The sequence below is a fragment of the Streptomyces sp. NPDC059897 genome (assembly GCF_042730865.1).
Classification (GTDB): Bacteria; Actinomycetota; Actinomycetes; order Streptomycetales; family Streptomycetaceae; genus Streptomyces.
This window is the reverse complement of the sequence record NZ_JBHWKQ010000022.1, coordinates 35,928-61,280: the sequence shown is the minus strand read 5'-3', so window position 1 is coordinate 61,280 and position 25,353 is coordinate 35,928. Positions and strand designations below refer to the sequence as shown.

Genomic DNA, 25,353 nt, shown 5'->3' with positions numbered 1-25,353 from the left:
CCTGCGAGAGTAGGACCGTTCTCGGAACTTGGTCAATACCAATCGTCGTCGCGGTTCTCACGTGCCGGAACGCACAGGGCCCGCCCCCGTACGTGCGTCGGGGGCGGGCCTGGGCCGGAGGCCGGGAGCGGCGGCTAGCCGAGCGAGCCGAGCTTGTCCGGGTTGCGCACGATGTAGATCTGCTGGATACGGCCTTCGTGCACGCCGAGTTGGAGGACGGAGTCGGGCTTTCCGTTCCCGGTGACGAGCACGCCGAGCGTGCCGTTGAACTCCACGAGGCTGAGCTCGAAGCCCTCGGCGCCGCCCTGCCGCACGGCGCCCTGCACGAACCGGCCCACCTTGTCGGCGCTCTCGATGACCCGCAGCGGCGCCCTCGCCTTGCCGCCCGAGTCGCCCACGAGCCGGGCGTCCGGGGCGAGCATCGCCATCAGCCCGTCGAGGTCGCCCTCGGACGCGGCGGCCAGGAAGCGCTCGGTGAGGTCGCGCTGCTGGACCGGGTCGACGTCGAAGCGGGGCCGGCGCTCGTCCACATGCTTGCGCGCGCGGACGGCGAGCTGGCGCACGGCGGCCTCGCCCCGCTCCAGCGTCCCGGCGATCTCCGCGTAGGTCAGGCCGAAGGCCTCCCGCAGCACGAACACCGCGCGCTCCAGCGGCGAGAGGGACTCCAGGACGACGAGCACCGCGAGCGACACGGAGTCGGCGAGCACGGCCTGCTCGGCGGTGTCGGGCACGGTGGGCCCGAAGTCGGTGACGAGCGGCTCGGGCAGCCACGGCCCCACGTAGGACTCGCGGCGCGACTGGACCTGGCGCAGCCGGTCGATGGCGAGCCGGGTGGTGACCCGCACCAAGTAGGCGCGCGGCTCGCGGACCTCGGACCGGTCCGCGCGGGACCAGCGCAGCCAGGCGTCCTGCACCACGTCCTCGGCGTCGGCGACGCGGCCCAGCATGCGGTAGGCGACGCCCATGAGGACGGGGCGGTGCTCTTCGAAGTCATCGATCCCTGTGTCGGTGGCCACCTGCCCATCCCATAGGACACATCGGGGGATGTCCAGCGGGCACCGCACTACTTCGGCTGCGCCCCTTGAACTGCGCCCTACTGAGCGGTAATTGTTGCTGACAAGGAGTCTAAGGAGACCGTCGCGGCGTGGCGGGGACAGGGAGCGAGCGACATGGCCACAGAGGCGTCCTTCAGCATCGAGAGCGCCGGAGGCCCCCGCACCGTGCGCCTCGCGTACGAGCGCGCGGGCAGCGGTGAGCCGCTGCTTCTGCTGCACGGGATCGGGCACCACTGGGAGGCCTGGCAGCCGGTGCTGCCGATCCTCGCGGCGGAGCGGGACGTGATCGCGGTGGATCTGCCGGGGTTCGGGAGGTCGCCCGCGCTGCCGGACGGGCTCGCGTACGACCTGGCGGGCGTGATCCCCGTGCTCGACGCGTTCTGCCGCCACCTCGGGATCGAGCGGCCGCACGTGGCGGGGAACTCGCTGGGCGGCCTGCTCGCCCTCGACCTCGGCCGGGAGAAGCTGGTGCGCTCCGTCACGGCGCTCTCCCCCGCCGGGTTCTGGACCGGGGCCGAGCGGCGCTACGCGTTCGGGACGCTGCTCGCGATGCGGGCGGGCGCGCGGGCCATGCCGGTGCCGGTGATCGAGCGGCTCTCCCGCTCCGCGGCGGGGCGGGCGGCGCTCACGAGCACCATCTACGCGCGGCCCGGCCGCCGTTCACCCGAGGCGGTCGTCGCGGAGACGATCGCGCTGCGGGAGGCCACCGGGTTCCGGGAGACGCTGGAGGCGGGTCGTTCGGTGCTGTTCCGTGACGACATCGAGGAGCTGCCGGTCACGATCGCGTGGGGTGTCAGGGACCGGCTCCTCGTGCGCCGCCAGGGCGTCCGCGCCAAGCAGGTCATCCCGGGGGCCCGGCTGATCAAACTTCCCGGCTGCGGGCACGTCCCGATGAACGACGACCCGGCGCTGGTGGCCCGGGTGCTCCTCGACGGCAGCCGCTGACTTCGCGGGCGCCGAGCGCCGCGCGAACACTCCGGAGCCCAGGGCGACGCCGGCCGCGACGAGCGCGCTGCCCGCGCCCTGGGCGATGCCGTACGTCCCCGATCCGACCAGCGGCGCGGTGCAGGCCGCCGCGACGGGGATGAGCCCGGAGAACAGCGTGGCGCGCTCGGCGCCGATCCGCTGCATGCCCATGTACCAGCACACGAAGCCGACGACGGTGACGACGACGGCCTGCCAGGCGAGCGCCGCGAACTCGGCGCCGTCCGGCCTGCGCAGCCAGGCGCCGCCGTCCACGACGATCCCGGCGACGGCCGCCTCCACCGCGGCGATCCCGCACACCGCGCAGGACAGCAGCCGGGGTCCGAGCGGGCGCAGCACCGGCACGGCGAGCACCGCGAAGCCGACCTCCCCCACCAGTGCGCATACGGAGAAGACGATCCCGGAGAGGTCGGTGCGCCCCCACCCCTGGACCGTGAGGGCTCCGGCGGCCACGAGCAACGCCCCGTAGAGCACGGCCTGTTGGGGCCGCACGCCGCTCATCAGGGGCACCAGCACCGCGACCACCACGGGCGCGCATCCTACGAAGACGCCGGGTACCGCGGGTTCGGCGGAGCGTTCCGCGGCGAGGACCGCGAGGTTGAAGCCCACCATGCCGACGGCGGCGAGCAGCGCGAGCCGGCCCCACTGGCGCGGCGTCAGCCGCTTCAGCGGGCGCAGACCGCCCCTGCCGACCAGCGGCAGAAGCAGTAGGCACGCGACGGCGTAGCGGAGGAACTGGCCACCGGCGTACGGGTAGTGGCCGAGGACGCTGTTGGCGGTGAAGGATCCGCCCACGAGGACGCAGGCGAACGTGGCGAGCAGGGAGCCGCGCAGTGAAGTGGCGTTCATGGAGGCGACGTTAGGAAGGGCGGGTGGTCCGTCACGAGGTCCATTCGCGCGGCCGTATCGGGGACCAATCACGGAGGCCCGACGCCGCCGTAGGGTCCTGGTATGACACAGCCGCCCGCCCCGGAGGGCCTCGAACCGTCCTCCCCCGCCTGGGAGTTGCTGCTGCCCGCGTCGTCCGCACCGGCACGCGCGCGTGGTCGCGCCCTGCAGTCCGCGCTGCGGGACGCCGTGCGTTCGGGGCGGCTCGCGCCCGGCACCCGGCTGCCGTCGAGCCGGGATCTGGCGCGGGACCTCGGGGTGTCGCGGGGCCTGGTCACGGAGGCGTACGAGCAGTTGACCGCGGAGGGGTACCTGCGCGCCGGGCGGGGTGCCGGGACGTGGGTGGGCGAGGCGGCGCGGGCGGCCGCACCGGGCACGAGCGACCTGGCGCCGCGCCCGTCGACCGGCGTGCGGGCCGATTTCGTGGCGGGCACCCCGGACCTGTCGCTGTTCCCGCGTGCGGCGTGGTCGGCGGCGCAGCGCGCGGTCCTGGCCGGCGTCGCGCATCACACCCTCGGCTACCCGGACCCGCGTGGCCTGCCCCGCCTGCGCACGGCCCTCGCGGAGCTGCTGGCCCGGCGGCGCGGCGTGGTGGCGGACCCGGAGCGGATCATCGTGTGCTCCGGGGTGACGCAGGCGGTGACGCTGCTCGGCATCGTGCTCCGCGCGCGTGGGCAGCACGACATCGGTGTGGAGAGCCCCGGCAGCCCGCAGTACGAGGACCTGTTCGCGACGGTGGGGTCACGGGCGGTGCGCCTCCCGATGGACGACGAGGGGCTCGCCATGGGGCCGCTGCGCAACTCCGGGGTCCGCACGGCGGTCACCACCCCGTCGCACCACTTCCCTTCGGGCATCGCGTACTCGGCGGCCCGGCGGACACAACTTCTCGCCTGGGCGCGGCGGGTGGGCGGCCTGGTCGTGGAGGACGACTACGACGGCGACTTCCGCTACGACCGCGCCCCCGTGGGCGCGCTGCAGGGTCTCGACCCCGAGCACGTCGTGTACACCGGCTCGGTGAGCAAGTCGCTGGCGCCGGGGCTGCGGCTCGGCTGGCTGATCGTGCCGGACGCGCTGGCCGACGACGTCGTCGCGCGCAAGCGGTACATGGACCTCGGCAACCCGGCCCTCGACCAGGCGGTGCTCGCCCGCTTCGTCGAGCGCGGGGACTACGACCGGCAGCTGCGCCGCTGCCAACGCGCGTACAAGGAGCGCCGCGACGCCCTGGTGGCGGCGCTGCACGAGCACCTGCCCGGCACCGAGATCTCCGGCATCGCGGCGGGCCTGCACGCCATCGCCACGCTCCCCGGCCACTGCGGACCGCGCCAGGAGTTCCTGGACCGCTGCGCGTCCACCGGGGTGTCCGTGCGCCCGCTGGACCACTACGGAGGAGGAGGCGCGGGCGAGGCCGTGTCCCTGGTGATCGGCTACGCGCATCTGCCCGCGCCCCGCATCACCGAGGGGGTACGTCTCCTGGCGCACGCGGCCGTGCGCGCCCGGTTCCCTTGATGGTGGGGACAGTTGTTCACTTGGGGTTCGTGTGCGCGCCGTGGCACCGCAGTAGGAGTGGCAGCGCGGCGCCGCGCGCAGGCCATGGCACCGTGCTGTCGTCGAGACCGTCACTGGAGGCGTCCATGTCAGACCGTCCACAAGCTCCCCTGCCCGGCCGCCGCGGAGTGCTGCGCGGCGCGCTCGCCACGTCCGCCGCGCTGGCCCTTCCTGCGATCGGCGGGGCCGCCGCGCCCGCGTTCGCGCTGTCCGGGCGGCCGAAGGCCGGCTGGGGCGTCCAGGCGGGCGACGTGGGCGCGCACTCGGGTCTCGTGTGGGTGCGCTCGGACCGACCGGCCAGGATGGTCGTGGAGACGTCGGCCACCGACACGTTCAAGAACGTCACCAGATGGCGGGGGCCGCTCGTCGGTCCCGACACCGACTTCACCGGGACGACCCGGCTGCGCGGGCTGCCGCCCGGTGAGCAGATCCACTACCGGGTGCGGCTCGCCGACCCGGACGACCCGCGGCGCACCGGCGAGCCCGTCGAGGGGACCTTCCGCACGGCGTCCGTGTCACGGCGGGACGGGGTGAAGTTCCTGTGGTCCGGCGACATCGCCGGGCAGGGCTGGGGCATCAACCCGGACCGCGGCGGCTGGCGTGTGTACGAGGACATGCGCGCCCTCGACCCGGACTTCTTCCTGTGCAGCGGCGACAACATCTACGCCGACGGCCCGATCCTGCCCAGCGTGACGCTGCCCGACGGGCGGGTGTGGCGCAATGTGACCACCGAGGAGAAGTCCAAGGTCGCGGAGACGCTGAACGAGTTCCGCGGCGCGTTCCGCTACAACCTGCTGGACGAGAACCTGCGCCGTTTCAACGCGCAGGTCCCCACGATCACGCAGTGGGACGACCACGAGGTGCGCAACAACTGGTACCCCGGCCAGATCCTCACCGACGAGCGCTACACGGAGAAGAACGTCGACGTGCTGGCGGCCCGTTCGCTGCGCGCGTTCGGCGAGTACTTCCCGATCTCGACGCTGCAGCCGGGCGACGCGGACGGCCGGGTGTACCGGGTGCTGCGGCAGGGGCCGCTGCTCGACGTGTTCGTGCTCGACATGCGGACGTACCGCAACGCGAACTCGACCGGCAGGCAGACCGAGGACGCGACCGGCATCCTCGGCGCCGAACAGCTCGCGTGGCTGAAGCGGGAGCTGTCGCGCTCGCGCGCCGTGTGGAAGGTGATCGCCTCCGACATGCCGCTGGGCCTCGTCGTCCCGGACGGCACGAACTTCGAGGCGGTGGCACAGGGCGACCCGGGCGCGCCGCTCGGGCGTGAGCTGCAGATCGCCGAGCTGCTGCGGCACATCAAGCACGAGCGGATCACCGGCACGCTGTGGCTGACGACCGATGTGCACTACACGTCGGCGCAGCACTACGAGCCGTCGAACGCGGCGTATCAGGACTTCGAGCCGTTCTGGGAGTTCGTGTCGGGGCCGCTCGCGGCGGGCGGGTTCAAGGCGCTGAAGCTGGACGGGACGTTCGGCCCGCGGCAGGTGTTCGTGAAGGCGCCGGACCGGAACAACACGTCGCCGGCCGAGACCCCGCCGTACTTCGGCGAGGTCGAGATCGACGGCGGCAGCGGGGAACTCACCGTACGACTGCGGCAGGAGGGCGGCGACGTGCTGTTCTCGCAGACCTTGCAGCCGGGGCGGGTGGGGCAGTGACCCCACCGGAGGCCCGGCGTCCGAAAACCGACATAAGCACGCTTAACCAGTCGGTCACAAAGCGTTTGTGATCACGCAACACCGGTCCTGCACAGTGGACTCATGAGTAATGAGACGCAAGTTGTCACCGTTGTCCTCTGCTGCGCCGCCGCCCTGCTCGCCATCGCCGCCTTCGGGTTCCGGTTGTTGTGGACAGAACGCAAGGGGCACGCGCCACCGACGGCGGATACCGGCGCCCGGCCGCCGGCCTCTGCGGAGGCCGCGGCCGGGCCGCTCGACCCCGCGAGCAGCGCGCTGTGGCGGATGCGCACGACCGTGCGGGACGAGCCGGGCTCGCTGGCGGCGCTGTGCACGGTGCTCGCCGGTGAGCGGGTCGACATCCTGAGCCTGCAGACGCACCCGCTGGCCGACGGCACCGTGGACGAGTTCCTGCTGCGCGCGCCCGAGGAGCTGACCTCGGACGATCTCGCGGGGGCCGTCGCGGGCGCGGGCGGCGCCGACACCTGGGTCGAGCGGGCGGACGCCCACGACCTGGTGGACGCCCCCACCCGCATCCTCGGACTCGCCACCCGCACCGCCCTGGACGCCGCCGAACTCCCGCTCGCGCTGCGCCATTTGCTGGGCCGCTGCACCATCCGGCAGCTGCCCGCGAAGGCCGCCGCCGCGTCCGGCGCGCCGGTCGAGGGCGGTTTCGACGACACGGTGCTGCGGCTGCGCACCCCGGAGGGCGGGGTCATCGCGGTGGAGCGGCCGTATCTGCCGTTCACGCCCACCGAGTTCGCGCGCGCCCGCGCCCTCGTGGAGCTGGACACGCGGCTCGGCCCGCGGGTGCCGAACGGCGAGGACGTCCTGACGCTGCCCGAGGGCAACGACATCACGGTGCGGCGCGCCGACGTCGGCGACCTCGTCCTGTCGAAGGCGATGCACGAGCGGTGCTCGCAGGCCACGCTGAGCAGCCGCTACCACGGGCCCGTCGCCGACGCGGACCGATATCTGAACCACCTGCTCAGCCCGCGCTACGGCCGCACCCTCGCCGCGCAGACGGCATCGGGCCGGATCGTGGCCCTCGGCCACCTGCTGTGGGACGGCGACGAGACCGAGGTCGCGCTGCTCGTGGAGGACGACTGGCAGCGCCGGGGCATCGGCGCCGAACTCCTCGGCCGTCTGGTGTCGATGGCGGTCGAGGCGGGCTGCGCCAGCGTGTACGCGGTGACGCGGTCGGCCAACACGGGCATGGTCGCGGCGATGCGCGGCCTCGGTCTGCCCCTCGACTACCAGATCGAGGAGGGCACGCTGGTGATCACCGCCCGGCTCGATGCGGCACCGGTGGCGTCCCTGCGTCCGTACGCGAACGAGGACGCGTACGAGCGGGCCGAGCAGTCCCGCTGACCGCGTGGGCGGCCCCGGGCCCTGCGCCCAGCGCCCGGTCCAGGTCCGCCCACAGGTCCTCGACGTCCTCCAGGCCGACGGAGAGCCGCAGCAGCTTGTCGCCGACGCCCGCCGCCCTGCGGTCGTCGGCGGCGACCACGCGGTGGCTGATCGAGGCCGGGTGCTGGATCAGTGAGTCGACGCTGCCGAGGCTGACCGCCGGGGTGATCAGTTCGCCCCCGGCGGTCACCGCGTGCGGGTCGCCCGCGATCTCGAAGGCGACCATGGCGCCCCCGATCCGCGGGTAGTGGACGCGGGTGACGCGCGGGTCGGCGGCGAGCCGCCGGACGAGCTCGGCGGCCGTCGCCGAGGCGGCCCGCACGCGTACCGGCAGGGTCGAGAGCCCGCGCAGCAGCAGGTATCCGGCGAGCGGGTGCAGCACCCCGCCGGTCGCGAACCGCACCTTGCGCAGCTCGCGGGCGAAGGCCTCGTCGCAGGCCACGACGCCGCCGAGGACGTCACCGTGGCCGCCGATGTACTTCGTGGCGCTGTGCAGGACGAGCCGGGCGCCGCTCTCGGCGGGCCGCTGGAGCACCGGCGTGGCGAACGTGTTGTCGACGAGCAGCGGGACCGAGCCGCAGGCGTGCGCGACGGCCGCGAGGTCGACCTCCGCGAGCGTCGGGTTGGCGGGCGACTCCACCATGACGAGACCGGTGTCGGGCCGTACGGCGTCGGCGATCCCCGCCGGGTCGACCCAGGTCACCTCGGAGCCGAGCGCCCCCGCCGTCAGCAGGTGGTCGCTGCACCCGTACAGCGGACGGACCGCGACGACATGGCGCAGGCCCGCCCCGAGCCGTACGAGGAGCACCGCCGTCAGCGCCGCCATGCCGCTCGCGAACGCGACCGCGCTGTCCGTGCCTTCGAGGCGGGCGAGCGCGGTCTCGAAGCGGGCGACGGTCGGGTTCCCGAGGCGGCCGTAGACGGGCGGCCCGTCGTCGAGGGCGCCGTCGGCGGCGAACGCGTCGATGCGGGCGGCCTCGCCGCGGGTGTCGTGGGACGGATAGGTGGTGGACAGGTCGAGGGGCGGGGCGTGCACAGCCGGGCCCTGTCGTCAGACTCCCGCCGTCGCCCGGAGGGCGGGCCCACGGCGTCTGGTGCGTGCGATCGCAAGGCGCCGGAGAGCCCTCGTAGCGGAGCTACCAGGGCTTTTCGGCAACGCGGCGAGCGTGCGTGCCAGACGCCGCGGGGCAGGCGGGAGTCTGACGACAGGGCCCGAGGGCGGCGAGGTCGTCGCGGCCCGCGTGCACGGCTTCGGTGGCGAAGGCCCGGGTGCGGGCGCCGCTCATGTCCCAGTGCGTATCCATGGTCGGCATCCTGAACAACGGGCGGGGCCCGTGGTTCAACTCCCGTGCTACGTTCGGCCGATGACCGACTCCGTCGTACTCGATCCGGTCGACCTGGACATACTGCGGCTGCTGCAGAACGACGCCCGCACCACGTACCGGGAGCTCGCGGCGCAGGTCGGTGTCGCGCCCTCCACGTGTCTCGACCGGGTGAACCGGCTGCGGCGCGGCGGCGTGATCCTCGGACATGTGCTGCGGCTCGACCCGGCGAAGCTGGGCCGCGGCCTGGAGGCGCTGCTTTCGGTGCAGGTGCGCCCGCACCGCCGGGAGCTCGTCGGACCGTTCGTCGAGCGGGTCCGCGCGCTGCCCGAGGCCCGCACCGTGTTCCATCTGACGGGGCCCGACGACTACTTGGTGCACGTCGCCGTCCGCGACATGGCCGACCTTCAGCGGCTCGTGCTCGACTCGTTCACCTCGCGCCCCGAAGTGGCGCGCGTCGAGACCCGGTTGATCTTCCAGCAGTGGGAGTGCGGGCCACTGCTTCCGCCCGCGGCGAATCTTGGTGACGCGGCCACCTGACTCGTACGAGGATGTGTCGCATGCCACACACCGCGAGCTCCCAGCCCTCCACCGCCCCACTGCCCCGGCAGGTCGCCGACGCCTTCGTCGACGCCATGGTCGCCCTCGATCCCGTCGAGGGCACCTTCCTGGGTGTGCGGGAGTCCCACAGCAGGCTGCCCGACCTCTCCCCCACCGGCCTCGCCGCCGTCGCGGACCTCGCGCGCGAAACCCTCGCCCGGCTCGACGAGGCGGAGCGCGCGCCCGGCGCCGACAGCGACGTCGAGCGGCGCTGCGCGCGGCTGCTGCGGGAGCGCCTGACCGCCGCGCTCGCGGTGCACGAGGCGGACGAACACCTGCGCGAGGTCTCCAACCTCGGCTCGCCGGTCCACAACGTACGAGAGGTGTTCACGGTCACCCCGACCGAAACCGACGAGGACTGGGCGGCGATCGCGGAGCGGCTGCGCGCGGTGCCGACGGCGTTCGCCGGCTACCGGGAGACCCTCTCCCTCGGCCTGGACCGCAAGCTGCACGCGGCGCCCCGGCCGACGGAGACGTTCATCGGCCAGCTCGACGAGTGGCAGGGCTGGTTCGAGGAGTTCGCGGCCGCCGGACCCGAGGCGCTGCGCGCCGAGCTGACGGAGGCGGCGCGCACCGCCGACGCCGCGACGGTCGAGCTGCGCGACTGGATGCGGGACATGTACGCGCCCGCCGTCGAGGACGCGCCGAACGTCGTGGGCCGCGAGCGCTACGCCCGCTGGTCGCGCTACTACAACGGCACGGACCTCGACCTGGACGAGGCGTACGCGTACGGCTGGAGCGAGTTCCACCGGCTGCTCGCCGAGATGCGCACGGAGGCGGAGAAGATCCTGCCCGGCGCCGCGACGCCGTGGGTGGCGCTCGCGCACCTCGACGAGCACGGGCGGCACATCGAGGGCGTCGACGAGGTCCGGCGGTGGCTGCAGAAGCTGATGGACGAGGCCATCGGCGCGCTCGACGGCACGCACTTCGAACTCGCCGACCGGGTGCGGCAGGTGGAGTCCCGCATCGCCCCCGCGGGCAGCGCGGCGGCGCCCTACTACACACCTCCGTCGGAGGACTTCTCGCGCCCGGGACGGACGTGGCTGCCGACGATGGGCCAGACCCGCTTCCCCGTCTACGACCTGGTGTCGACCTGGTACCACGAGGGCGTGCCCGGCCACCACCTCCAGCTCGCCCAGTGGGCCCATGTCGCCGGCGACCTCTCCCGCTACCAGGCGACGCTCGGCATCGTCTCCGCGAACGCGGAGGGCTGGGCGCTGTACGCGGAGCGACTGATGGACGAGCTGGGCTTCCTCACCGACGCGGAGACCCGGATCGGCTACCTCGACGCGCAGATGATGCGGGCCTGCCGCGTCATCGTCGACATCGGCATGCACCTGGAGCTGGAGATCCCGGCGGACTCGCCGTTCCACCCCGGCGAGCGCTGGACGCCCGAGCTCGCGCAGGAGTTCTTCGGCGCGCACAGCAGCCGTCCCGCGGACTTCGTGGAGAGCGAGCTGACCCGCTATCTGTCGATCCCGGGCCAGGCGATCGGCTACAAGCTGGGCGAGCGGGCGTGGCTGCTCGGCCGGGCGGCCGCGCAGGCCGCGCACGGCGACGCCTTCGACGCGAAGGCGTGGCACATGGCGGCACTGTCGCAGGGCTCGCTGGGGCTCGACGACCTGGTGGACGAGCTGTCCAAGTTGTAGTTCCGGTACGGGAGTTGGGTGCCCGGCCGGGAATTCGGCGCCTAGCCGAGGGTTCGGCGGAAGCCGCCCTCCGAGTCGACGACCTGCCCGGTGATCCACTCGGCCTCGTCCGTGGCCAGCCACGCGATGAGCCGCGCCGGATCGTCGGGCATGCCCCACCGCTTGGCGGGGAACAGGCCGGCGATGGAGTCGTACACCTCCCCGTCGAGGTAATCCGTGTCCACGGGGCCCGGGTTGACGGTGTTCACGGTCACGCCCTGCGGGGCGAGCGTCGTGGCGAGGGAGCGCGTGATCGACGCGAGCGCGCCCTTCTGGAGGGCGTACGCGATCTCGCCCGGCATGCCGTCGGCGATGTCCTGGCCGGAGGTCATCATGACGACGCGGCCACCCGGAGCCGCTTCCCGGTGGCGGGCGTAGGCCTGCACGAGCAGCACCACGGAGCGGGCGTCGACGGCCCAGTGGGCGTCCAGCATGGCGGCGTCGATGGTGTCGAGCGTGCCGTCGCCGCCGCTGAGGGCGTGGTTGGCGACGACGATGTCGATCCGTCCGCCGAGGGCTTCGGCGGCGTCCCGGATCAGGCGTGCGGGGGCGTCGGGTTCGGTGAGGTCCGCCGGGCCGTGCGCCACGACGGCAGCCGGGTCGCCGCGCACCTCCCGCACGGCGTCGGCCACCTCGGCGGGCCGGTCGGCGCCCCACGGCATCGCCTCGTCGTGCGCCACGTGATGGTGCAGATACACGCTCGCCCCGTACGCGACGAGCCGGCGGGCCACGGCGAATCCGATGCCGCCGCGCCGGCTCGCACCGGTGACGAGGGCGGTGCGGCCGCGCAGCGGGAGAGGGTCGCGGCGGAGTTCGGTCGGGGTGGGGTGGGGAAGTTTCGGCATGCCCGGATCATGCCCGACCGGCCCCTTCGAACCGAACCGAATTCCCGCGTGCCTATGCTGACTTCATGGACGCAGCCGCAGCCGCAGACCCCGCCGCCCGCTCCGTCGCACCGCCCCGCCCGCCCTTCGTCGACGAGCACCGGATCGTCGTCGCCGCGCCCGCCGAGCGGGTCTGGCCGGTCCTCGCGGCCGAGTTCGGCAGCACCGGCGGCCGGGGTTTCGAGGCGTACGCGAGGTTCATCGGCGCGAAGCCGCTGCGATCCCGCGGGGCCCCGCTCGACGAGGGCTCGACGCTGCCGGGCTTCGCGGTGGCCGAGGCGGTTCCCGGCCGTTCGGCCCGGCTCGTCGGACGCCATTTCTACGCGCGCTACGAGCTGGCCCTCGACCTGTCCGAGCGCCCCGGCGGCACCCTGGTGCGCGCCCGTACGTACGCCTCGTTCCCAGGTCCGCTCGGCCGCGGCTACCGGCTTCTGGTGATCGGCTCCGGTGCGCACCGCGCGCTGATGATCCGCCGGTTGGCCGCGGTGGGCAGGCGCGCCGAGCGGTCCCGCTGAGCCGCTGGGACACCCCGCGATCGGCCCTCCCGAGAGGCGAACCGGGCAGAACTGTGAGTGCCTGGGTGGTGACGGAACGCGTGTCCGTCTTCCTTCCGTCTCACCCAAGGAGTCTTCATGTCGACCATGATCAAGCTGGGTCTCACGGCAGCTGCGGCCGGTATCGCCGTCCTCGGAACCGCCGGCCTGGCCGCCGCCGACACCGACCCGTTTGGCGTGGCCAAGGATTCGCCCGGTGTGGTCTCCGGCAACGTGGTCCAGGTGCCGGTCGAGATCCCGGTCAACGTGTGCGGCAACAGCGTCAACGTCGTCGGCCTGCTCAACCCGGCTCTCGGCAACGTCTGCGCCAACAAGTGACACACGCCCCCGTGCGGTGACACCCCGCGTCGGTCCCGGCCTCTCGGCCGGGAACCGGCGCGGGGTGTCCGCTGTGTGCCTACACGCCCGGGATCCCGCGCTGCCGCACCACCGAGCCGTCCCGCCCCTTCACGACCTCCAGCTGCGCGTGCACACGGCGCCGCAGGTCGCCGACATGGCTGACGATGCCCACGCTGCGGTCCCGCTCGCGCAGCGAGTCGAGCACGTCAAGGACCTCGTCGAGGGTCTGATCGTCCAGGCTGCCGAAGCCCTCGTCAATGAAGAGCGTGTCGAGGCGCACGCCGCCCGCCTCGTCCGTGACGACGTCCGCGAGGCCGAGCGCCAGGGCGAGCGAGGCGAAGAAGGTCTCACCGCCGGAGAGCGTCGCCGTGTCGCGCTCGCGGCCCGTCCACGCGTCCACGACGTGCAGGCCGAGACCCGACCGGCCGCGCCCCGCGAGGGAGTCGGAGTGCACCAGCGTGTAGCGGCCCGAGGACATGCGGCGCAGCCGCGCGGTCGCCGCCGCCGCCACTTGCTCCAGGCGGGCCGCCAGCACGTACGACTCCAGGCGCATCTTGCGCTCGTTGTCGGCCGCGGTGCCGGCCGCGAGGGAGGCGAGGCGGGCCACCCGGTCGTACGTCTCGCGCAGCGGCCCGAGGCGGCGGGCCTCGGTGGCGGCGCGGCGGGAGAGCCGGTCGAGTTCGGCGCAGCGGCGCTGCGCCGCGTCGCGCGCGGAGGCCGCGGCCCGCACGCGCGCGTCGGCCGCCTGCGCGGCGGCCTGGGCAGCGGCGACGTCGGCCGCCGGTCTGCGGGCCGCCTCCGCGGTGTCCTCCTCGGCGAGCAGCGCGCGGACGGCCGCCTCCTCCGTCTGTCGGGCGTCCAGGCGGTGCTGGAGCTCCCGGTGCCGGGCGTCGTCGAGCAGGGCGGCGGCCGCGGCCTGCGGCGTGTCGAACCCGGCCCGGAACGCGGCGTCGGCGAGTCGCGCGTCCGCGTCCTTGAGCCGCCGCGCCGTGTCCTCGACGGCGCGGGCCGCGTCCGCCGCGTCGGTGAGCAGCGCGGCGTGCCGCTCCAGCTGGCCCGCGCGCGCCTCGACGCTCTCCGCGCCGCCGCGCGCGTGCGCCAACTCCCGCTCCAGGCCCGCCTGTTCGCGGTCGAGGGCCTCACGCAGCGAGGTCCGGCCCGCCGTCCGCTGCGCGACCTCCTGCCGGGCGGCGAGGCGCCGGTCGTGCTCGCTCTCGGCGCGGGCGAGGGCCTCGCGGGCGGGATGCGCGGTGGCCGCGAGGGTGTGCGCCTCGGCGTGTCGCTCCGCCCATTCACGGGCCGCCTCGGCGAGTTGCGCGGCCGGGGCCTCCCCTGCCGCGGCCCTCGCCGCCGCCAGTTCCTCCCGTACGCCGCCCAGGGCCCGCTCCGCCTCGGTGCGGCGTGTGTCGGCGGTGCGGTAGGCGGCGAGCGCGGCCTCCTCGGCTGCCCGGTCGACGTGCCCCTCGGACTTCCGCATGGGCGCCGGGTGCTCGGTCGCGCCGCAGACCGTGCAGGCCTCGCCGTCGACGAGGGCCTCGGCGAGTTCGGCGGCGACGTCGCGCAGCCGCTGCTCCTTCAGGCCGAGCCAGTGCTCGTGCGCGGCGGCAGAGCGCTCGCGGGCCCGCAGCGCGTCGGCGTCGGCGGATTCGGCGCGCTCGGCGAGCCGGTCGCGCTCGACGGCGGCGCGGGCCTGCTTGCGGGCCGGTTCGAGCTGTCCCGCGAGGTGCTCCGCGCGGGTCGCGGCGTCCTGCGCCTCGTCGACCCGGGCCTGGAGGCCGGCGCGCCGGGCGTCCCAGCCGTCGAGCCACCCCTCGGTGTCGGCGAGCAGATCGGCGTCGGAGCGCTCCTCACGGTCGAGCCCCGCACGCTCCCGGGTGAGCTCGGCGAGCCGCCGCTCGGCGCGGCGCGCCGCGTCCAGGCCCCCGAGCTCATGAGCGACACGCCGAGCGGCCTCGGCGAGCGCCTCGGGGGAGGTCGGGATGCCGGGGTCTCCCGTCGCGGTTGCGTCACCCGCGCCGTCCGCCGCCGGACCGTCGTCCGCCCAGCGCGCACCCCCCGGCCACTGCGCCGTCAGCTCCTGCCGGGCCCGACGGTCCTCCGTCAGGGCCGTCCTGTGCGCCGTCTCCGCTTCCTCACGGAGGGCCAGCGCCGGCTCCACCGTCGCCGCCTTGCGGGCGCGGTCCATGCGGTCCTGGACGGCGCGGTGCTCATCGGCCCGCTCGTCCAGGGCCGCCTGCCGCTCGCGGGCCTGCGCGGAGCGGAGCTGCAGGCGGTGCGTCTCCGTCGCCTCGGACAGCTCGCGCTGCGCCGCGATCCGCGCCGCCTCGGCCGCGTCCAGGGCGAGATGGGCGTGCGTGAAGTGTTCGCGCGCCGTCGAGCGGGCTGTGGCCGCCCAGGTCAGGACGGCGTCGGCGGTGCCGGGGTCGCCCGGCACCGCGTCCACGGGGTCCAGCTCCACGACGGTCCCCGCCGCCTGCTGCATACGGTGCGCGTCGGCCAGCAGCTCCGCGTCCCCCGCGGCCACCTGCTTCTGCGCGGCCTTGCGGTCCTCGGCGAGCCGCTGCTCCACGGCGGCGAACCGGTGCGTGTCGAAGAGGCGGCCGAGCAGCTTGCCGCGGGCCTCGGCGTCGGCCCGCAGGAAGCGCGCGAAGTCACCCTGCGGGAGGAGGACCACCTGGCAGAACTGGTCCTTGCTCATGCCGAGCAGCTGCGTGATCTCCTCGCCGATCTCCTGGTGGGAGCGGCTGAGGTCCTTCCACTTGCCGGCCACGGCGTCGTACTCGCGCAGCCAGCTCTGCGCCTTCTCCGTGGTGAAGCCGGTGCCGCGCTTCTTGGGGCGCAGATGCGGCGGCTGCCTGGTGAGCTCCAGGCGGCGGCCCGCGACGGTCAGGTCGAGGGTGACCTCGGTGCGCACGCCCGCCTCGGCGTGGTCGCTGCGCAGGTTCTGCCCCTGGCCGCTTCCGCCCTGCCGGGCGCCGGGCACGGACCCGTACAGCGCGTAGCAGACCGCGTCGAGGACGGAGGTCTTGCCCGCGCCCGTCGGGCCGTGGAGGAGGAAGAGGCCCGCCGCCGAAAGGTCGTCGAAGTCGACCTTCTGCGTGGCGCCGAAGGGGCCGAACGCCGTGATCGTGAGTGTGTGCAGCCTCACCTGGCCACCTCGCGCGCCACGTCGTCCGTGCGCACGGCGTCGAACGCGGCACGCAGCACCGCCCGCTCGCTCTCGTCGGGCCCCGCGCCCCGGACGTGGGTCACGAAGTCCTCCGCGATCTCGTGGTCGTCGCGCCCCTTGAGGCGCTCGGCGTAGCTGGCGTCCGGCTCCTCGTCGTCCGTGCGGCGCGGGTCGAAGAGCAGGCTGAGGGTGTGCGGGAAGCGCTCGCCGAGGCGGGCCATCGGGTCGTCGGGGCGGATCGCGTCCGTGAGCGTCGCCTCCACCCAGGCGTCCTCGTGGCGGGCGAGGGCCGGGTCGTCGAGGAGGTCTTCGAGGTCGCCGCGCAGGCGGGCCAGCGGGCGCGGCACCGGGCAGTCGAGGCGCTCGGCCGTGACCGCGCCCTCGGCGTCGAGGTCGACGAGCCACATGCTCTTGCGGTGGTCGGCCTCCGAGAAGGAGTAGGGCAGCGGGGAGCCCGAGTAGCGGACCCGGTCGCTGATGACCTGGCTGCCGTGCAGGTGTCCGAGCGCCACGTAGTCCACGCCGTCGAAGACGCCGGACGGCACCGCCGAGACGCCGCCCACGGTGATGTCCCGCTCGCTGTCGCTGGGCGCGCCCCCGGTCACGAAGGCGTGCGCGAGGACGACCGATCTGGTGCCGGCCGGGCGCGCGGCGAGGTCGGCCCGCACCCGCTCCATGGCGGCGGCGAGCACCTGCTCGTGCCCGGCCTTCGCCACTCCGAACTCGTCCTTGACCAGAGCCGGTTCGAGGTAGGGCAGTCCGTAGAACGCGACGTCGCCGTGGGTGTCCGGCAGCACGATCGGCTCGCCGCAGCGGGACGGCTGCGTCCGCAGGTGGATGCCGGCCCGGCCGATGAGGCCCGCGCCGACGCCGAGGCGGCGCGCCGAGTCGTGGTTCCCGGAGATCATCACCGTGGGCACGCCGAGCTCGGCGAGGCGGTGCAGCGCGTCGTCGTACAGCTCCACGGCCGCGAGCGGCGGCACCGCCCGGTCGTACACGTCACCCGACACGACCACGGCGTCGACGCTCCGCTCGCGGGCGGTGGCGACGAGGTGGGCGACGAAGTCGGCCTGGGCGTCGAGCATGTTCACGCGGTGGAACGAGCGGCCCAGGTGCCAGTCGGATGTGTGCAGGAACCTCATGGTGCACGAGGCTAACGGGTGGGTCTGACATCGGTGGCGACTCCTGCGACGGGAGCGGTCACCCGTACGCCTCGCCGCCCAGTTCGAAGACCGCCGTGCCCGCGCTCACGTCGGCGAGCCAGCCCCGGAACCGCTCGACCTCCGCCTCCGGCAACCCGATCTCGATCGTGACCGCCGCGCCGTACTGGACGTCCCGGACCTCGCAGCCCGTGGACCGCAGGTCGTTCTCCATCTTGCCCGCGCGCGCGTGGTCGACCGTCACCGTGGCGAGGCGGAAGCGGTGTCGCGTCACCGTGCCGAGCGCGTCGAGGGCCTCGCCCACCGCGCCTCCGTAGGCGCGGATGAGGCCGCCCGCGCCGAGCTTGACGCCGCCGAAGTAGCGGGTGACCACGGCGACGACGTAGCGCATGTCGCGGCGGGTCAGCATCTGCAGCATCGGCACGCCCGCCGTGCCGCCCGGCTCGCCGTCGTCGCTCGCCTTCTGTACGGAGGCGTCGGCCCCGATGACGTACGCGTAGCAGTTGTGGTTCGCCGACGGGTGTTCCTTGCGGACGCGCGCGACGAAGGCCTGGGCCTCCTCCTCGGTCGCGGCGGGCGCGAGCGCGCACAGGAACCGGGAGCGGCTGATCTCTGTCTCGTGCACGCCCTCGCGGGCCACTGTGCGGTACTCGTCCTGCATCCGACCAGCGTATGCGCAGGTGACACCGGACTCGCCCCCGCCCGCCGCACAGGCCGGGCCCGGACCCGGCACGCCGCCCGCGCGTGCGCGTGGGCCGAGTTCCATGGGCCCTCCGGAATCCTCGCGCCGCGCGAGGAGTTGTGCTGACCGTACGAAGAAGCGTCCCGTCCCAGGAGGCCCCATGTACGGCGATCACGAAACGGTCCGCAAGATCCTCACGGAGTCCGGGGACACCTGGGCGGTGGTCGGCCTCTCCTCGAACCGGTCCCGCGCCGCGTACGGGGTCGCCGATGTCCTGCAGCGCTTCGGCAAGCGGATCGTGCCGGTGCACCCGAAGGCGGAGACCGTGCACGGCGAGCAGGGCTACGCCTCGCTCGCGGACATCCCGTTCCCCGTCGATGTGGTCGATGTCTTCGTCAACAGCGAGCTCGCGGGCCCGGTCGCCGACGAGGCCGCCGCGATCGGCGCCAAGGCGGTCTGGTTCCAGCTCGGTGTCGTCGACGAGGCGGCGTACGAGCGGACGCGGGCCGCGGGGATCTCCATGGTCATGGACAAGTGCCCCGCCATCGAGATCCCGCGGCTCGGCTGACCCGCAGCGGACACCGTTACGCCTCCGCGTCCGCCCCGTCCGTGGAGGCGCCGGAGGCGATGCCGTACTCGGGGTCGGGGACCGACGTGGGGGCCAGCAGTGTCGAGCGGCGGCCGTCCACGCCGACGGGTACGTCGCCGTCGATGGTGACGCGGCGCAGGGTCCGGGTGTGCGCATCGGAGTCGTCGACGCCGTAGTGCTGGGTGGCCCGGTTGTCCCAGATGGCGACGTCGCCGGCGCGCCACTGCCAGCGGACCGTGTTCTCCGGGCGCTCGACGTGGGACTGGAGGACGCCGATCAGCGCGCGGGAGTCGCGGGCGTTGAATCCGGTGAGCTTCTGCAGGAAGTTCCCGAGGATCAGCGTGCGTTCGCCGCTCTCCGGGTGCACCCGCACCACGGGGTGCTCGGTCTGGAACTTCGTCGACGTGAACACCTTGCGATGCTGTTCCAGCGCCTTGGAGGGGGCCTCCGGGCGGGCCGCCGCGTAGTCGTAGTCGTTGGTGTGCACGCCGCGCAGGCTGTCGGCCAAGACTCGGAGGGGTTCCGGGAGTTCGGCGTACGCCGCCGCCGTGTTGGACCACAGGGTGTTGCCGCCGTACGGCGGGACGACCTCGGCGCGCAGGATGGAGAAGGCGGGGTACGCGGGCACGAACGTGACGTCGGTGTGCCACTGGTTGGCGCGTCCGCCGTGCTCGTTGTCGATGCCGAGGGCGTAGCGGCCGTCGACGGACGGGACGGTGGGGTGGGCGACCGGGGTGCCGAGGAGGCGGGCGAACGCCTCGTGGCTCCCGGCGTCGAGGTGGTCCTGGCCGCGGAAGAAGACGACCTTGTGTTCCACGATGGCGGCCCGGACCGCGGCCACGGTGGCCTCGTCCAGGTCTCCGCCGAGGCGGACCCCGGAGATCACGGCGCCGAGCCGGCCTCCGACCTTCTGGACGGTGACCTCGGTGGCGGTGGGCGTGGTGGCCGCGGCGGGTGCGGTGGACGTCATGGAGGGGCCCCTTCACTGGGTGGGCGGGCGTTTTCCGGCGGAGCGGGGCGGGCGCTCCCGGCCGGTGAACAGGAGAATGTGCGGCCGTCCGAAAGCCGGTCAAGGCTTCGCCGGACCGCTTCACGACCCTGCAATGCGTGCGACACGTGTGCCCACATGCTGGACCGGCGGGACTTCTCCCCACGGGCCCGGAGGTGTCATCGAAGACGCTGCTCAGGAGGGTGCCGCAAGGTGGTGTCAATGCCGCCGCAACACTGCCTTCATGCCATCAACTCGCCGTTCACAGAGGGCTGTTGACCCCCGCGCGCACGCCCTGACATTCTGCGGCGCGTGACCCCGGACCTGCGCCTCGTCTGCCGCCGGCACGTCGACCTCTGTCGACAGGCCGGCGCGCTCTGTGCCGTCCGCCGCTGAGTCACCCCCACCTCCTTACGCCCGCGGCCCGTCCGCGTCCTCGCCTCCGCGGGCCACCCCTTCCCGCCACCGCGACACGAACAGGTAGTCCGCCATGCGCACACGCCCCTCCCCTCCCCCGGATCCGCTGTCCCGGCGCACCGCCCTGCGCGCCGCGGGCGCCGGCGCCCTTCTCCTCGGCGCGGGCGGCGGTCTGGCCGGCTGCCGCTCGGCCGTGTCCGCGCAGGAGAACGCGGCGGCGGCAGGACCGAAGCGCGGCGGGAAGCTGACCATCGGCATCAACCAGGACTTCACCCCGGCGCTGCTCTTCACGCAGAGCGGCGAGTCGATCCAGCACCGGCTGATCTACAACACCCTGATCCGCTACGACGACGAGCTCAGGCCGCGGCCGGAGCTGGCCACTTCGTGGAAGTACGCCGCCGACGGCAGGAGCATCACGCTGAAGCTGCGGGACGACGTGACGTACCACGACGGCCGGAGGTTCACGGCCGACGATGTCGTCTTCGCCGTGGAGAACCTCAAGAAGCCCGAACGGTCCGCCCAGTTGGCGGCCACCGCGAGGACGGTGACCGGGTTCGAGAAGCGCGGCGAGCACGAGCTGGTGCTGAAGCTGGCGCACCCGGTGAGCAATCTCTTCGACCTCTTCGAATTCATGATCATCACGGATCGGCACACGGTCGACGAGGCAGTGAAGGGCACCAGGTTCAACGGCACGGGTCCGTTCCGCTTCAAGGAGTGGCGGCCGGGGGCCGCGCTCAGCCTCACCCGCAACGACAGGTACTGGATACCGGGCCGCCCCTACCTGGACGCCGTCGAGCTCCGCCTCTACACGCAGCCCGACGCCCTGCTGTCCGCGCTGCGCTCGGGCCAGGTCCACCTCTCGTACCACGTGTCGGGCAAGCACCTCGCGACGCTGAAGAGCAACGCCAACTTCACGATCAGGAAGTACAACACCGGGAACGGCGCCGTGTACGTCGGCGCCTCCGTGCACAAGGCACCGGCCGACTCCCGCGAGTTCCGGCAGGCCGTCGCCTGGGCCGTCGACCGCGACCGCGTCGTCGAGCAGGCCCTCGGCGGCTACGGTCTGGCGTCCGCGGCGCCCTGGCCCCGCTCCTCGCCCGCGTACAGCGAGGCCAACCGCACCCACTACAGGCACGACCCCGGCAGGGCCAGACAGCTGCTCAAGGCCTCCGGTGTGTCCACGAAACAGACCCTGCCGCTCGGCCACCCGACCACTGCGCTGCACACCTCGATCGCCGAGATCGTCCAGTACGACCTCCAACAGATCGGCATCCGAACGGAGTTGCAGCCCTCAGACCCCGCCTCGTTCCAGAAGAAGCTGATCTCCGGCACCATGCCGACGCTGTGGATCAACGGCCACGGCTTCGCGCAGGTGCAGCCCGCGACCCTGGCCGTCAGCGCGTACCCCTTCAACGAGGCCAAGAACACCTCGGGTTACCGCTCCGACGCGTACACGGAGGCCGTACAGGACGCCTGGCGGCACAAGGACCCGACTGGGGCGAAGGCGCTCGCCCGGTACCAGAGGATCTCGGACCTGCTGCTCGACGAGGCGTTCATCATCGACCTCGCCGTGCAGGGCGCGGTGCAGGTCGCCGCGAAGGAGCTGCACGGGCCGCGGCTCACGAAGTTCTCGTATCTCGACCTCGACGACGCGTACCTGGTGCGGCCATGACTCGCCAACTCCTCAAGAAGCTGCCCTCGGCACTCCTGGTGCTGCTCCTGGCCTCCTTCCTCATCTTCGCCATCCTGCGGCTGGTCCCCGGCGACCCCGCCGAGGTGCTCGCCGGGCCCGACGCGAGTCCGGCGTCCGTCGCCGCCATCCGGAACCAACTCGGTCTGGACGACCCGCTGTTCACGCAGTACGCCGCCTGGATCGGCGATCTGCTGCGCGGCGACCCGGGCCCCTCGTACGCCACCGGCGGCGAGGTCTCCGACCTGATCGGCGACGGTCTCGGCGCGACCGTCGAACTCACCCTGGGCGCGCTCTTCTTCACCGTTCTGCTCGCCCTGCTGTTCGGCGTGCTTGGCGCGACCTCGCGCCGCGGGCCCGTGCGGGCCGCCGTCCGGGCGCTGACCACCGCGGCGCTCGCCGTCCCGCCCTTCGTGACGGGTGTGCTGCTGGTGCTCGTCTTCGCGGTGGGGCTGCGCGTGCTGCCCGCGGGCGGCCGGATCGGCCTCTTCGAAGCGCCCGACCTGGAGCTGCAGTATCTGCTGCTGCCCGCCCTGTGCCTGGCCCTGCCCAGCGCCGCCGTGCTCGGCCGCTACCTCGGTGACGGCCTGGAGCGGGCACTCGCCGAGGACTACGTCCGCACCGCCACGGCGGCCGGTGTGGCACCGCGCAGACTGCTGTGGCGGCACGCGCTGCCCAACGCCCTGCCGCCCGTCGTCACGCTGCTCGGCATGCAGATCGGCCATCTCCTCGGCGGCGCCGTCCTGGTGGAGGCGATCTTCGCCTGGCCGGGGCTCGGCCAGCTCGCCGAACAGGCGCTGACCCGCCGCGACTACCCCGTCGTCCAGGACCTGCTGCTGCTCCTCGTGGCGGTGTTCGTCCTCGTGCAACTCCTCACCGACCTGCTGTACGCCCTCCTCGACCCGCGCATCCGGTGGGAGTGACCGCTGCCATGACCACACTGTCCTTCGCAGGGGTACGGAAGCGGGCCTCCTCGCATCCGTACGTCGCCGCTCTCGCCTCCACCCGCGCCCGGATCGGCCTCACCCTGATCGGCCTCGTCGTCCTCGCCGGGCTGCTCGCGCCGCTGCTCGCCGCACACAGTCCGACCGCGCAGAGCGGCCAGGCGCTCGCGGGCCCGGGCACCCCCGGCCACCTCCTCGGCACCGACGACGTGGGCCGCGACCTGCTGAGCCGGGTGCTTTACGGCATCCGTACCGACCTCGGGGTGATCGCGCTCGCGGTGCCGCTGGGCGCGCTCCTCGGCTGCGCCGTCGCCCTGCTCGCGGCGGCGCACCCGGTGCTCGACACGGTGGTGCAGCGGGCCTTCGACCTGGTGCTCGCCTTCCCCGGCCTGATCCTCGCGCTCACCATCACGGCCGTGCTCGGGCCCGGCCGGCTGCCCGTGATCATCGTCATCGCGCTGGCGGAGGTCCCGGTGTTCGGGCGGCAGTTGCGGGCCGGGATCCTCGTCCAGCGCAGCCGCGAGTACGCCGTCGCCGCGCGCGTAGGCGGCACCGGAAAGGCGCGGCTCGTACTGCGGCACATCCTGCCCAACTGCGCCGATCCGCTGGTGGTGCAGATCGCCGTCTCGCTCACCGTCGCCGTCTTCCTGGAGGGCGCGATGAGCTTCCTCGGGGTCGGCGTCCGCCCGCCCGAGCCGACCCTCGGCGGCATCCTCAACCAGGCGCTGCCCTATCTCGCCCAGTCCCCCTCCTTCGCCGCCGGGCCACTGCTCGCCGTCACCTTCCTCGTCCTCGGCCTGTCCCTGCTGGCCGAGGCCCTGAACCGGGAGATCCGCCGATGACCTCCGCGCCGCACCAGCCGACCGCGCCGCTGCTCGACGTGCGCGGCCTCAGCGTCGACTTCCCCGCCCCGGACGGCAGGACGGTGCACGCCGTACGGGACGTGTCCTTCACCCTGGGCCGCGGCGAGACCCTGGCCGTGGTCGGGGAGTCCGGCTCGGGCAAGTCCACGACCGCGCTCGCGCTGACCCGGATGCTGCCGGGCGCGGGCCGGATCACCGCCGGTTCCGTACGCCTCGACGGCACCGAACTGACCACCGCGGGCGAGGAGGAGCTGCGGGCGGTGCGCGGCGCCCGGATCGGGATGGTGTTCCAGGACCCGATGACCTCGCTCAATCCGGTGCTGTCCGTACGCGCCCAGATCGACGACGTGCTGCGGGCGCACGGCGGCGGGGACCGCGCCGCCCGCCGGGCCCGCGCCGAGGAACTCCTCGGGCTCGTCGGCATCCCGGATCCGCGGCGCCGCCTCGACGACCATCCGCACCAGTTCTCCGGCGGCCAACGCCAGCGCGTCCTCATCGCGATGGCGCTGGCCAACGAGCCGGACGTGCTGCTCGCCGACGAGCCGACCACCGCGCTCGACGCGACCGTGCAGGAGCAGATCCTGTCCCTGGTGACCCGGCTCAACGAGGAGACCGGCACGGCGCTCGTCCTCATCACCCACAACATGGGCGTCGTCGCCCGCACCTGCGAGCGGGTCCTGGTGATGTACGGCGGCTCGGTCGTCGAGGACGGCCCCACGGACCGGGTCCTCACGCGGCCCCGGCACCCGTACACCGGCGGGCTGCTCGCCGCCGTGCCGCGGCTGTCCGCGCCGTCCGGCACCCGGCTCACCGGGATTCCCGGCGCTCCGCCGGACCTCTCGCTGCCGGTCGTCGGGTGCGCGTTCGCGGCGCGGTGCGGGTTCGCGGATGCGGGGTGCGGGACCGGGCGGCCGGTGCTGGAGGGGGGCCGGGAGGGTGGGCATCTCGTGGCGTGCCACCATCCGGACGAGCCGGTAGCCGGTGAGGGGGAGGTCGATGGTTCCCCAGGCCTCGGGGCTCTGCCCCGGACCCCGCGGGCTCTCGTCCCAGAGCGGGGCTTGAATTACTCACCCACCGCCGACGGGACACCTCTCCTCGAAGCCACTGCTCTGCGCAAGGAGTTCCGCGGCCGCGGGCGCGCCGGTCGGCGGCATCCGCTCGTCGCCGTCGACGAAGTCTCGCTGAAGCTGTACGCGGGTGAGACCCTCGGCGTCGTCGGTGAGTCCGGGTCCGGGAAGTCGACCCTCGCCCGGTTGCTCGCGCACGCGCACCCGGCCGACGCCGGGACGATCGCCCTGCGCGGGGAGGACGTCACCCGGCCCTCCCGCGAGGTGCAGCTGGTCTTCCAGGACCCGTACGCCTCCCTCAACCCGCGCATGACGGTCGGCGACATCATCGGCGAGCCGCTGCTCGTGCACGGTCTCCGGCCGGAACGCGCGGCCCGCCGCGCCCGCGTCGCCGAACTCCTGGAGCTCGTCGGCCTGGACGCGACGGCGGCCGACCGGCTGCCGCGCGCCTTCTCCGGCGGCCAGCGCCAGCGCATCGGCATCGCCCGCGCCCTCGCCCCCGAGCCGTCCGTCCTGATCTGCGACGAGCCCGTCTCCGCGCTCGACGTGTCGGTCCAGGCGCAGATCGTCAACCTGCTCTCCGACCTCCAGCGGGACCTCGGTCTCGCCCTGCTGTTCATCGCCCACGACCTGGCGGTCGTCCGGCAGGTCAGTCACCGGATCGCGGTCATGCACCACGGCCGGATCGTCGAGACCGGTCGCGCGGACGAGGTGTGCGAGCGGCCCCAGGACCCGTACACGCAGGCCCTCCTGGCGGCGGCGCCGGAGCCGGTGCCCACCGCGATTCCGCGCGTACCCGCCGCGTGACCGAGCCTCCCCTCCACACCACC

At 73.7% G+C, this 25,353-nt stretch carries 21 protein-coding genes and 1 pseudogene; 14 read left to right on the top strand and 8 right to left on the bottom strand.

The features are described from left to right. Positions 1 to 134 precede the first annotated feature (134 nt). Complete coding sequence (gene sigJ, locus ACFV9W_RS23640) at positions 135 to 1,016, bottom strand: RNA polymerase sigma factor SigJ (protein ID WP_385764033.1); 882 nt, start codon at positions 1,014 to 1,016, stop codon at positions 135 to 137. 153 nt (positions 1,017 to 1,169) lie between these two features. Here sigJ and ACFV9W_RS23635 point away from each other — a divergent pair, with 153 nt between their 5' ends. After that, positions 1,170 to 2,000: an alpha/beta fold hydrolase gene (locus tag ACFV9W_RS23635; protein WP_385764031.1), complete on the top strand. Its 831-nt coding sequence runs from the start codon at positions 1,170 to 1,172 to the stop codon at positions 1,998 to 2,000. A 51-nt stretch (positions 2,001 to 2,051) separates the two neighbouring features. On the opposite strand, the pseudogene ACFV9W_RS23630 reads toward ACFV9W_RS23635, so the two are convergent. After that, a pseudogene (locus ACFV9W_RS23630) lies at positions 2,052 to 2,888 on the bottom strand (DMT family transporter); the annotation flags it as partial. A 102-nt stretch (positions 2,889 to 2,990) separates the two neighbouring features. Here ACFV9W_RS23630 and ACFV9W_RS23625 point away from each other — a divergent pair. The 3 genes from ACFV9W_RS23625 (at position 2,991) to ACFV9W_RS23615 (ending at position 7,528) form a co-directional block, all read left to right on the top strand. Beyond that, positions 2,991 to 4,433, top strand: a complete 1,443-nt coding sequence (locus ACFV9W_RS23625) for a PLP-dependent aminotransferase family protein (RefSeq protein WP_385764028.1) — start codon at positions 2,991 to 2,993, stop codon at positions 4,431 to 4,433. Positions 4,434 to 4,558: 125 nt separating this feature from the next. After that, entirely contained in the window at positions 4,559 to 6,139 is a 1,581-nt protein-coding gene (locus tag ACFV9W_RS23620; protein WP_385764026.1) for an alkaline phosphatase D family protein, read from the top strand. Between the two features lie 102 nt (positions 6,140 to 6,241). Continuing rightward, positions 6,242 to 7,528 carry a GNAT family N-acetyltransferase gene (locus ACFV9W_RS23615; RefSeq protein WP_385764024.1) on the top strand — a complete coding sequence of 429 codons (1,287 nt, stop codon included), beginning with the start codon at positions 6,242 to 6,244 and terminating at the stop codon, positions 7,526 to 7,528. Here ACFV9W_RS23615 and ACFV9W_RS23610 read toward each other — a convergent pair. Then, positions 7,440 to 8,603: a trans-sulfuration enzyme family protein gene (locus tag ACFV9W_RS23610; protein WP_385764022.1), complete on the bottom strand. Its 1,164-nt coding sequence runs from the start codon at positions 8,601 to 8,603 to the stop codon at positions 7,440 to 7,442. The two genes, ACFV9W_RS23615 and ACFV9W_RS23610, sit on opposite strands and share 89 nt — an antisense overlap. 328 nt (positions 8,604 to 8,931) lie before the next feature. Here ACFV9W_RS23610 and ACFV9W_RS23605 point away from each other — a divergent pair, with 328 nt between their 5' ends. Together ACFV9W_RS23605 and ACFV9W_RS23600 are read left to right on the top strand one after the other, a co-directional pair. Continuing rightward, positions 8,932 to 9,429, top strand: coding sequence for an Lrp/AsnC family transcriptional regulator (locus ACFV9W_RS23605; protein ID WP_385764020.1), 498 nt, complete (start codon positions 8,932 to 8,934; stop codon positions 9,427 to 9,429). 11 nt (positions 9,430 to 9,440) lie between these two features. Continuing rightward, the gene (locus tag ACFV9W_RS23600; protein ID WP_385764018.1) at positions 9,441 to 11,138 is read left to right on the top strand and encodes a DUF885 domain-containing protein; all 1,698 of its coding nucleotides are present in this window, start codon (positions 9,441 to 9,443) and stop codon (positions 11,136 to 11,138) included. Between the two features lie 41 nt (positions 11,139 to 11,179). Here the strand turns inward: ACFV9W_RS23600 and ACFV9W_RS23595 are convergent, their stop codons facing one another. After that, entirely contained in the window at positions 11,180 to 12,022 is an 843-nt protein-coding gene (locus tag ACFV9W_RS23595; protein ID WP_385764016.1) for an SDR family oxidoreductase, read from the bottom strand. Between the two features lie 65 nt (positions 12,023 to 12,087). Between ACFV9W_RS23595 and ACFV9W_RS23590 the strand changes: the two genes are divergently transcribed. Next, a complete protein-coding gene (locus ACFV9W_RS23590) occupies positions 12,088 to 12,576 on the top strand; it encodes a hypothetical protein (protein ID WP_385764014.1) in 489 nt (162 codons plus the stop codon). Positions 12,577 to 12,693: 117 nt separating this feature from the next. After that, complete coding sequence (locus ACFV9W_RS23585; RefSeq protein ID WP_385764011.1) at positions 12,694 to 12,933, top strand: chaplin; 240 nt, start codon at positions 12,694 to 12,696, stop codon at positions 12,931 to 12,933. A 79-nt stretch (positions 12,934 to 13,012) separates the two neighbouring features. Here ACFV9W_RS23585 and ACFV9W_RS23580 read toward each other — a convergent pair whose 3' ends face one another. The 3 genes from ACFV9W_RS23580 to ACFV9W_RS23570 are packed head-to-tail and all read right to left on the bottom strand — an operon-like array spanning position 13,013 to position 17,944. Then, positions 13,013 to 16,102 (bottom strand): AAA family ATPase, encoded by a 3,090-nt coding sequence (locus ACFV9W_RS23580; RefSeq protein ID WP_385764009.1) that lies wholly within the window; start codon positions 16,100 to 16,102, stop codon positions 13,013 to 13,015. After that, positions 16,099 to 17,265 (bottom strand): exonuclease SbcCD subunit D, encoded by a 1,167-nt coding sequence (locus ACFV9W_RS23575; protein ID WP_385764007.1) that lies wholly within the window; start codon positions 17,263 to 17,265, stop codon positions 16,099 to 16,101. Before ACFV9W_RS23575 ends, ACFV9W_RS23580 begins: the two co-directional genes overlap by 4 nt. Before the next feature lie 58 nt (positions 17,266 to 17,323). Next, on the bottom strand, positions 17,324 to 17,944 hold the full coding sequence (locus ACFV9W_RS23570; protein WP_385764005.1) for a YigZ family protein: 621 nt from the start codon (positions 17,942 to 17,944) through the stop codon (positions 17,324 to 17,326). A gap of 181 nt (positions 17,945 to 18,125) precedes the next feature. On the opposite strand from ACFV9W_RS23570, the gene ACFV9W_RS23565 reads away from it, so the two are divergent. Then, complete coding sequence (locus ACFV9W_RS23565; protein WP_385764003.1) at positions 18,126 to 18,533, top strand: CoA-binding protein; 408 nt, start codon at positions 18,126 to 18,128, stop codon at positions 18,531 to 18,533. Between the two features lie 16 nt (positions 18,534 to 18,549). On the opposite strand, the gene ACFV9W_RS23560 is transcribed toward ACFV9W_RS23565, so the two are convergent. Continuing rightward, entirely contained in the window at positions 18,550 to 19,524 is a 975-nt protein-coding gene (locus tag ACFV9W_RS23560; RefSeq protein ID WP_385764001.1) for a TauD/TfdA dioxygenase family protein, read from the bottom strand. A 330-nt stretch (positions 19,525 to 19,854) separates the two neighbouring features. Between ACFV9W_RS23560 and ACFV9W_RS23555 the strand changes: the two genes are divergently transcribed. The 5 genes from ACFV9W_RS23555 (at position 19,855) to ACFV9W_RS23535 (ending at position 25,330) form a co-directional block, all read left to right on the top strand. Continuing rightward, on the top strand, positions 19,855 to 19,938 hold the full coding sequence (locus ACFV9W_RS23555) for a putative leader peptide (protein WP_385764201.1): 84 nt from the start codon (positions 19,855 to 19,857) through the stop codon (positions 19,936 to 19,938). A gap of 94 nt (positions 19,939 to 20,032) precedes the next feature. Continuing rightward, positions 20,033 to 21,631 (top strand): ABC transporter substrate-binding protein, encoded by a 1,599-nt coding sequence (locus tag ACFV9W_RS23550; protein ID WP_385763998.1) that lies wholly within the window; start codon positions 20,033 to 20,035, stop codon positions 21,629 to 21,631. Next, positions 21,628 to 22,572, top strand: coding sequence for an ABC transporter permease (locus ACFV9W_RS23545; protein ID WP_385763996.1), 945 nt, complete (start codon positions 21,628 to 21,630; stop codon positions 22,570 to 22,572). Before ACFV9W_RS23550 ends, ACFV9W_RS23545 begins: the two co-directional genes overlap by 4 nt. 8 nt (positions 22,573 to 22,580) lie before the next feature. Further along, positions 22,581 to 23,435 (top strand): ABC transporter permease, encoded by an 855-nt coding sequence (locus ACFV9W_RS23540; protein WP_385763994.1) that lies wholly within the window; start codon positions 22,581 to 22,583, stop codon positions 23,433 to 23,435. Beyond that, positions 23,432 to 25,330: a dipeptide ABC transporter ATP-binding protein gene (locus ACFV9W_RS23535; protein ID WP_385763992.1), complete on the top strand. Its 1,899-nt coding sequence runs from the start codon at positions 23,432 to 23,434 to the stop codon at positions 25,328 to 25,330. The genes ACFV9W_RS23540 and ACFV9W_RS23535 overlap by 4 nt, the downstream gene beginning before the upstream one ends. Positions 25,331 to 25,353 lie beyond the last annotated feature (23 nt).

Excerpts from the sequence above, each read along its gene's own strand:
- ACFV9W_RS23600 (WP_385764018.1), top strand. The coding sequence starts at position 9,441 with ATGTGTCGCATGCCACACACCGCGAGCTCCCAGCCCTCCACCGCCCCA.
- ACFV9W_RS23560 (WP_385764001.1), bottom strand. The coding sequence starts at position 19,524 with ATGACGTCCACCGCACCCGCCGCGGCCACCACGCCCACCGCCACCGAG.
- ACFV9W_RS23535 (WP_385763992.1), top strand. The coding sequence starts at position 23,432 with ATGACCTCCGCGCCGCACCAGCCGACCGCGCCGCTGCTCGACGTGCGC.
- ACFV9W_RS23590 (WP_385764014.1), top strand. The coding sequence starts at position 12,088 with ATGGACGCAGCCGCAGCCGCAGACCCCGCCGCCCGCTCCGTCGCACCG.
- ACFV9W_RS23605 (WP_385764020.1), top strand. The coding sequence starts at position 8,932 with ATGACCGACTCCGTCGTACTCGATCCGGTCGACCTGGACATACTGCGG.
- ACFV9W_RS23545 (WP_385763996.1), top strand. The coding sequence starts at position 21,628 with ATGACTCGCCAACTCCTCAAGAAGCTGCCCTCGGCACTCCTGGTGCTG.
- ACFV9W_RS23635 (WP_385764031.1), top strand. The coding sequence starts at position 1,170 with ATGGCCACAGAGGCGTCCTTCAGCATCGAGAGCGCCGGAGGCCCCCGC.
- ACFV9W_RS23540 (WP_385763994.1), top strand. The coding sequence starts at position 22,581 with ATGACCACACTGTCCTTCGCAGGGGTACGGAAGCGGGCCTCCTCGCAT.
- ACFV9W_RS23575 (WP_385764007.1), bottom strand. The coding sequence starts at position 17,265 with ATGAGGTTCCTGCACACATCCGACTGGCACCTGGGCCGCTCGTTCCAC.
- ACFV9W_RS23550 (WP_385763998.1), top strand. The coding sequence starts at position 20,033 with ATGCGCACACGCCCCTCCCCTCCCCCGGATCCGCTGTCCCGGCGCACC.
- ACFV9W_RS23570 (WP_385764005.1), bottom strand. The coding sequence starts at position 17,944 with ATGCAGGACGAGTACCGCACAGTGGCCCGCGAGGGCGTGCACGAGACA.
- ACFV9W_RS23595 (WP_385764016.1), bottom strand. The coding sequence starts at position 12,022 with ATGCCGAAACTTCCCCACCCCACCCCGACCGAACTCCGCCGCGACCCT.
- ACFV9W_RS23615 (WP_385764024.1), top strand. The coding sequence starts at position 6,242 with ATGAGTAATGAGACGCAAGTTGTCACCGTTGTCCTCTGCTGCGCCGCC.
- ACFV9W_RS23585 (WP_385764011.1), top strand. The coding sequence starts at position 12,694 with ATGTCGACCATGATCAAGCTGGGTCTCACGGCAGCTGCGGCCGGTATC.
- ACFV9W_RS23620 (WP_385764026.1), top strand. The coding sequence starts at position 4,559 with ATGTCAGACCGTCCACAAGCTCCCCTGCCCGGCCGCCGCGGAGTGCTG.
- ACFV9W_RS23625 (WP_385764028.1), top strand. The coding sequence starts at position 2,991 with ATGACACAGCCGCCCGCCCCGGAGGGCCTCGAACCGTCCTCCCCCGCC.
- ACFV9W_RS23565 (WP_385764003.1), top strand. The coding sequence starts at position 18,126 with ATGTACGGCGATCACGAAACGGTCCGCAAGATCCTCACGGAGTCCGGG.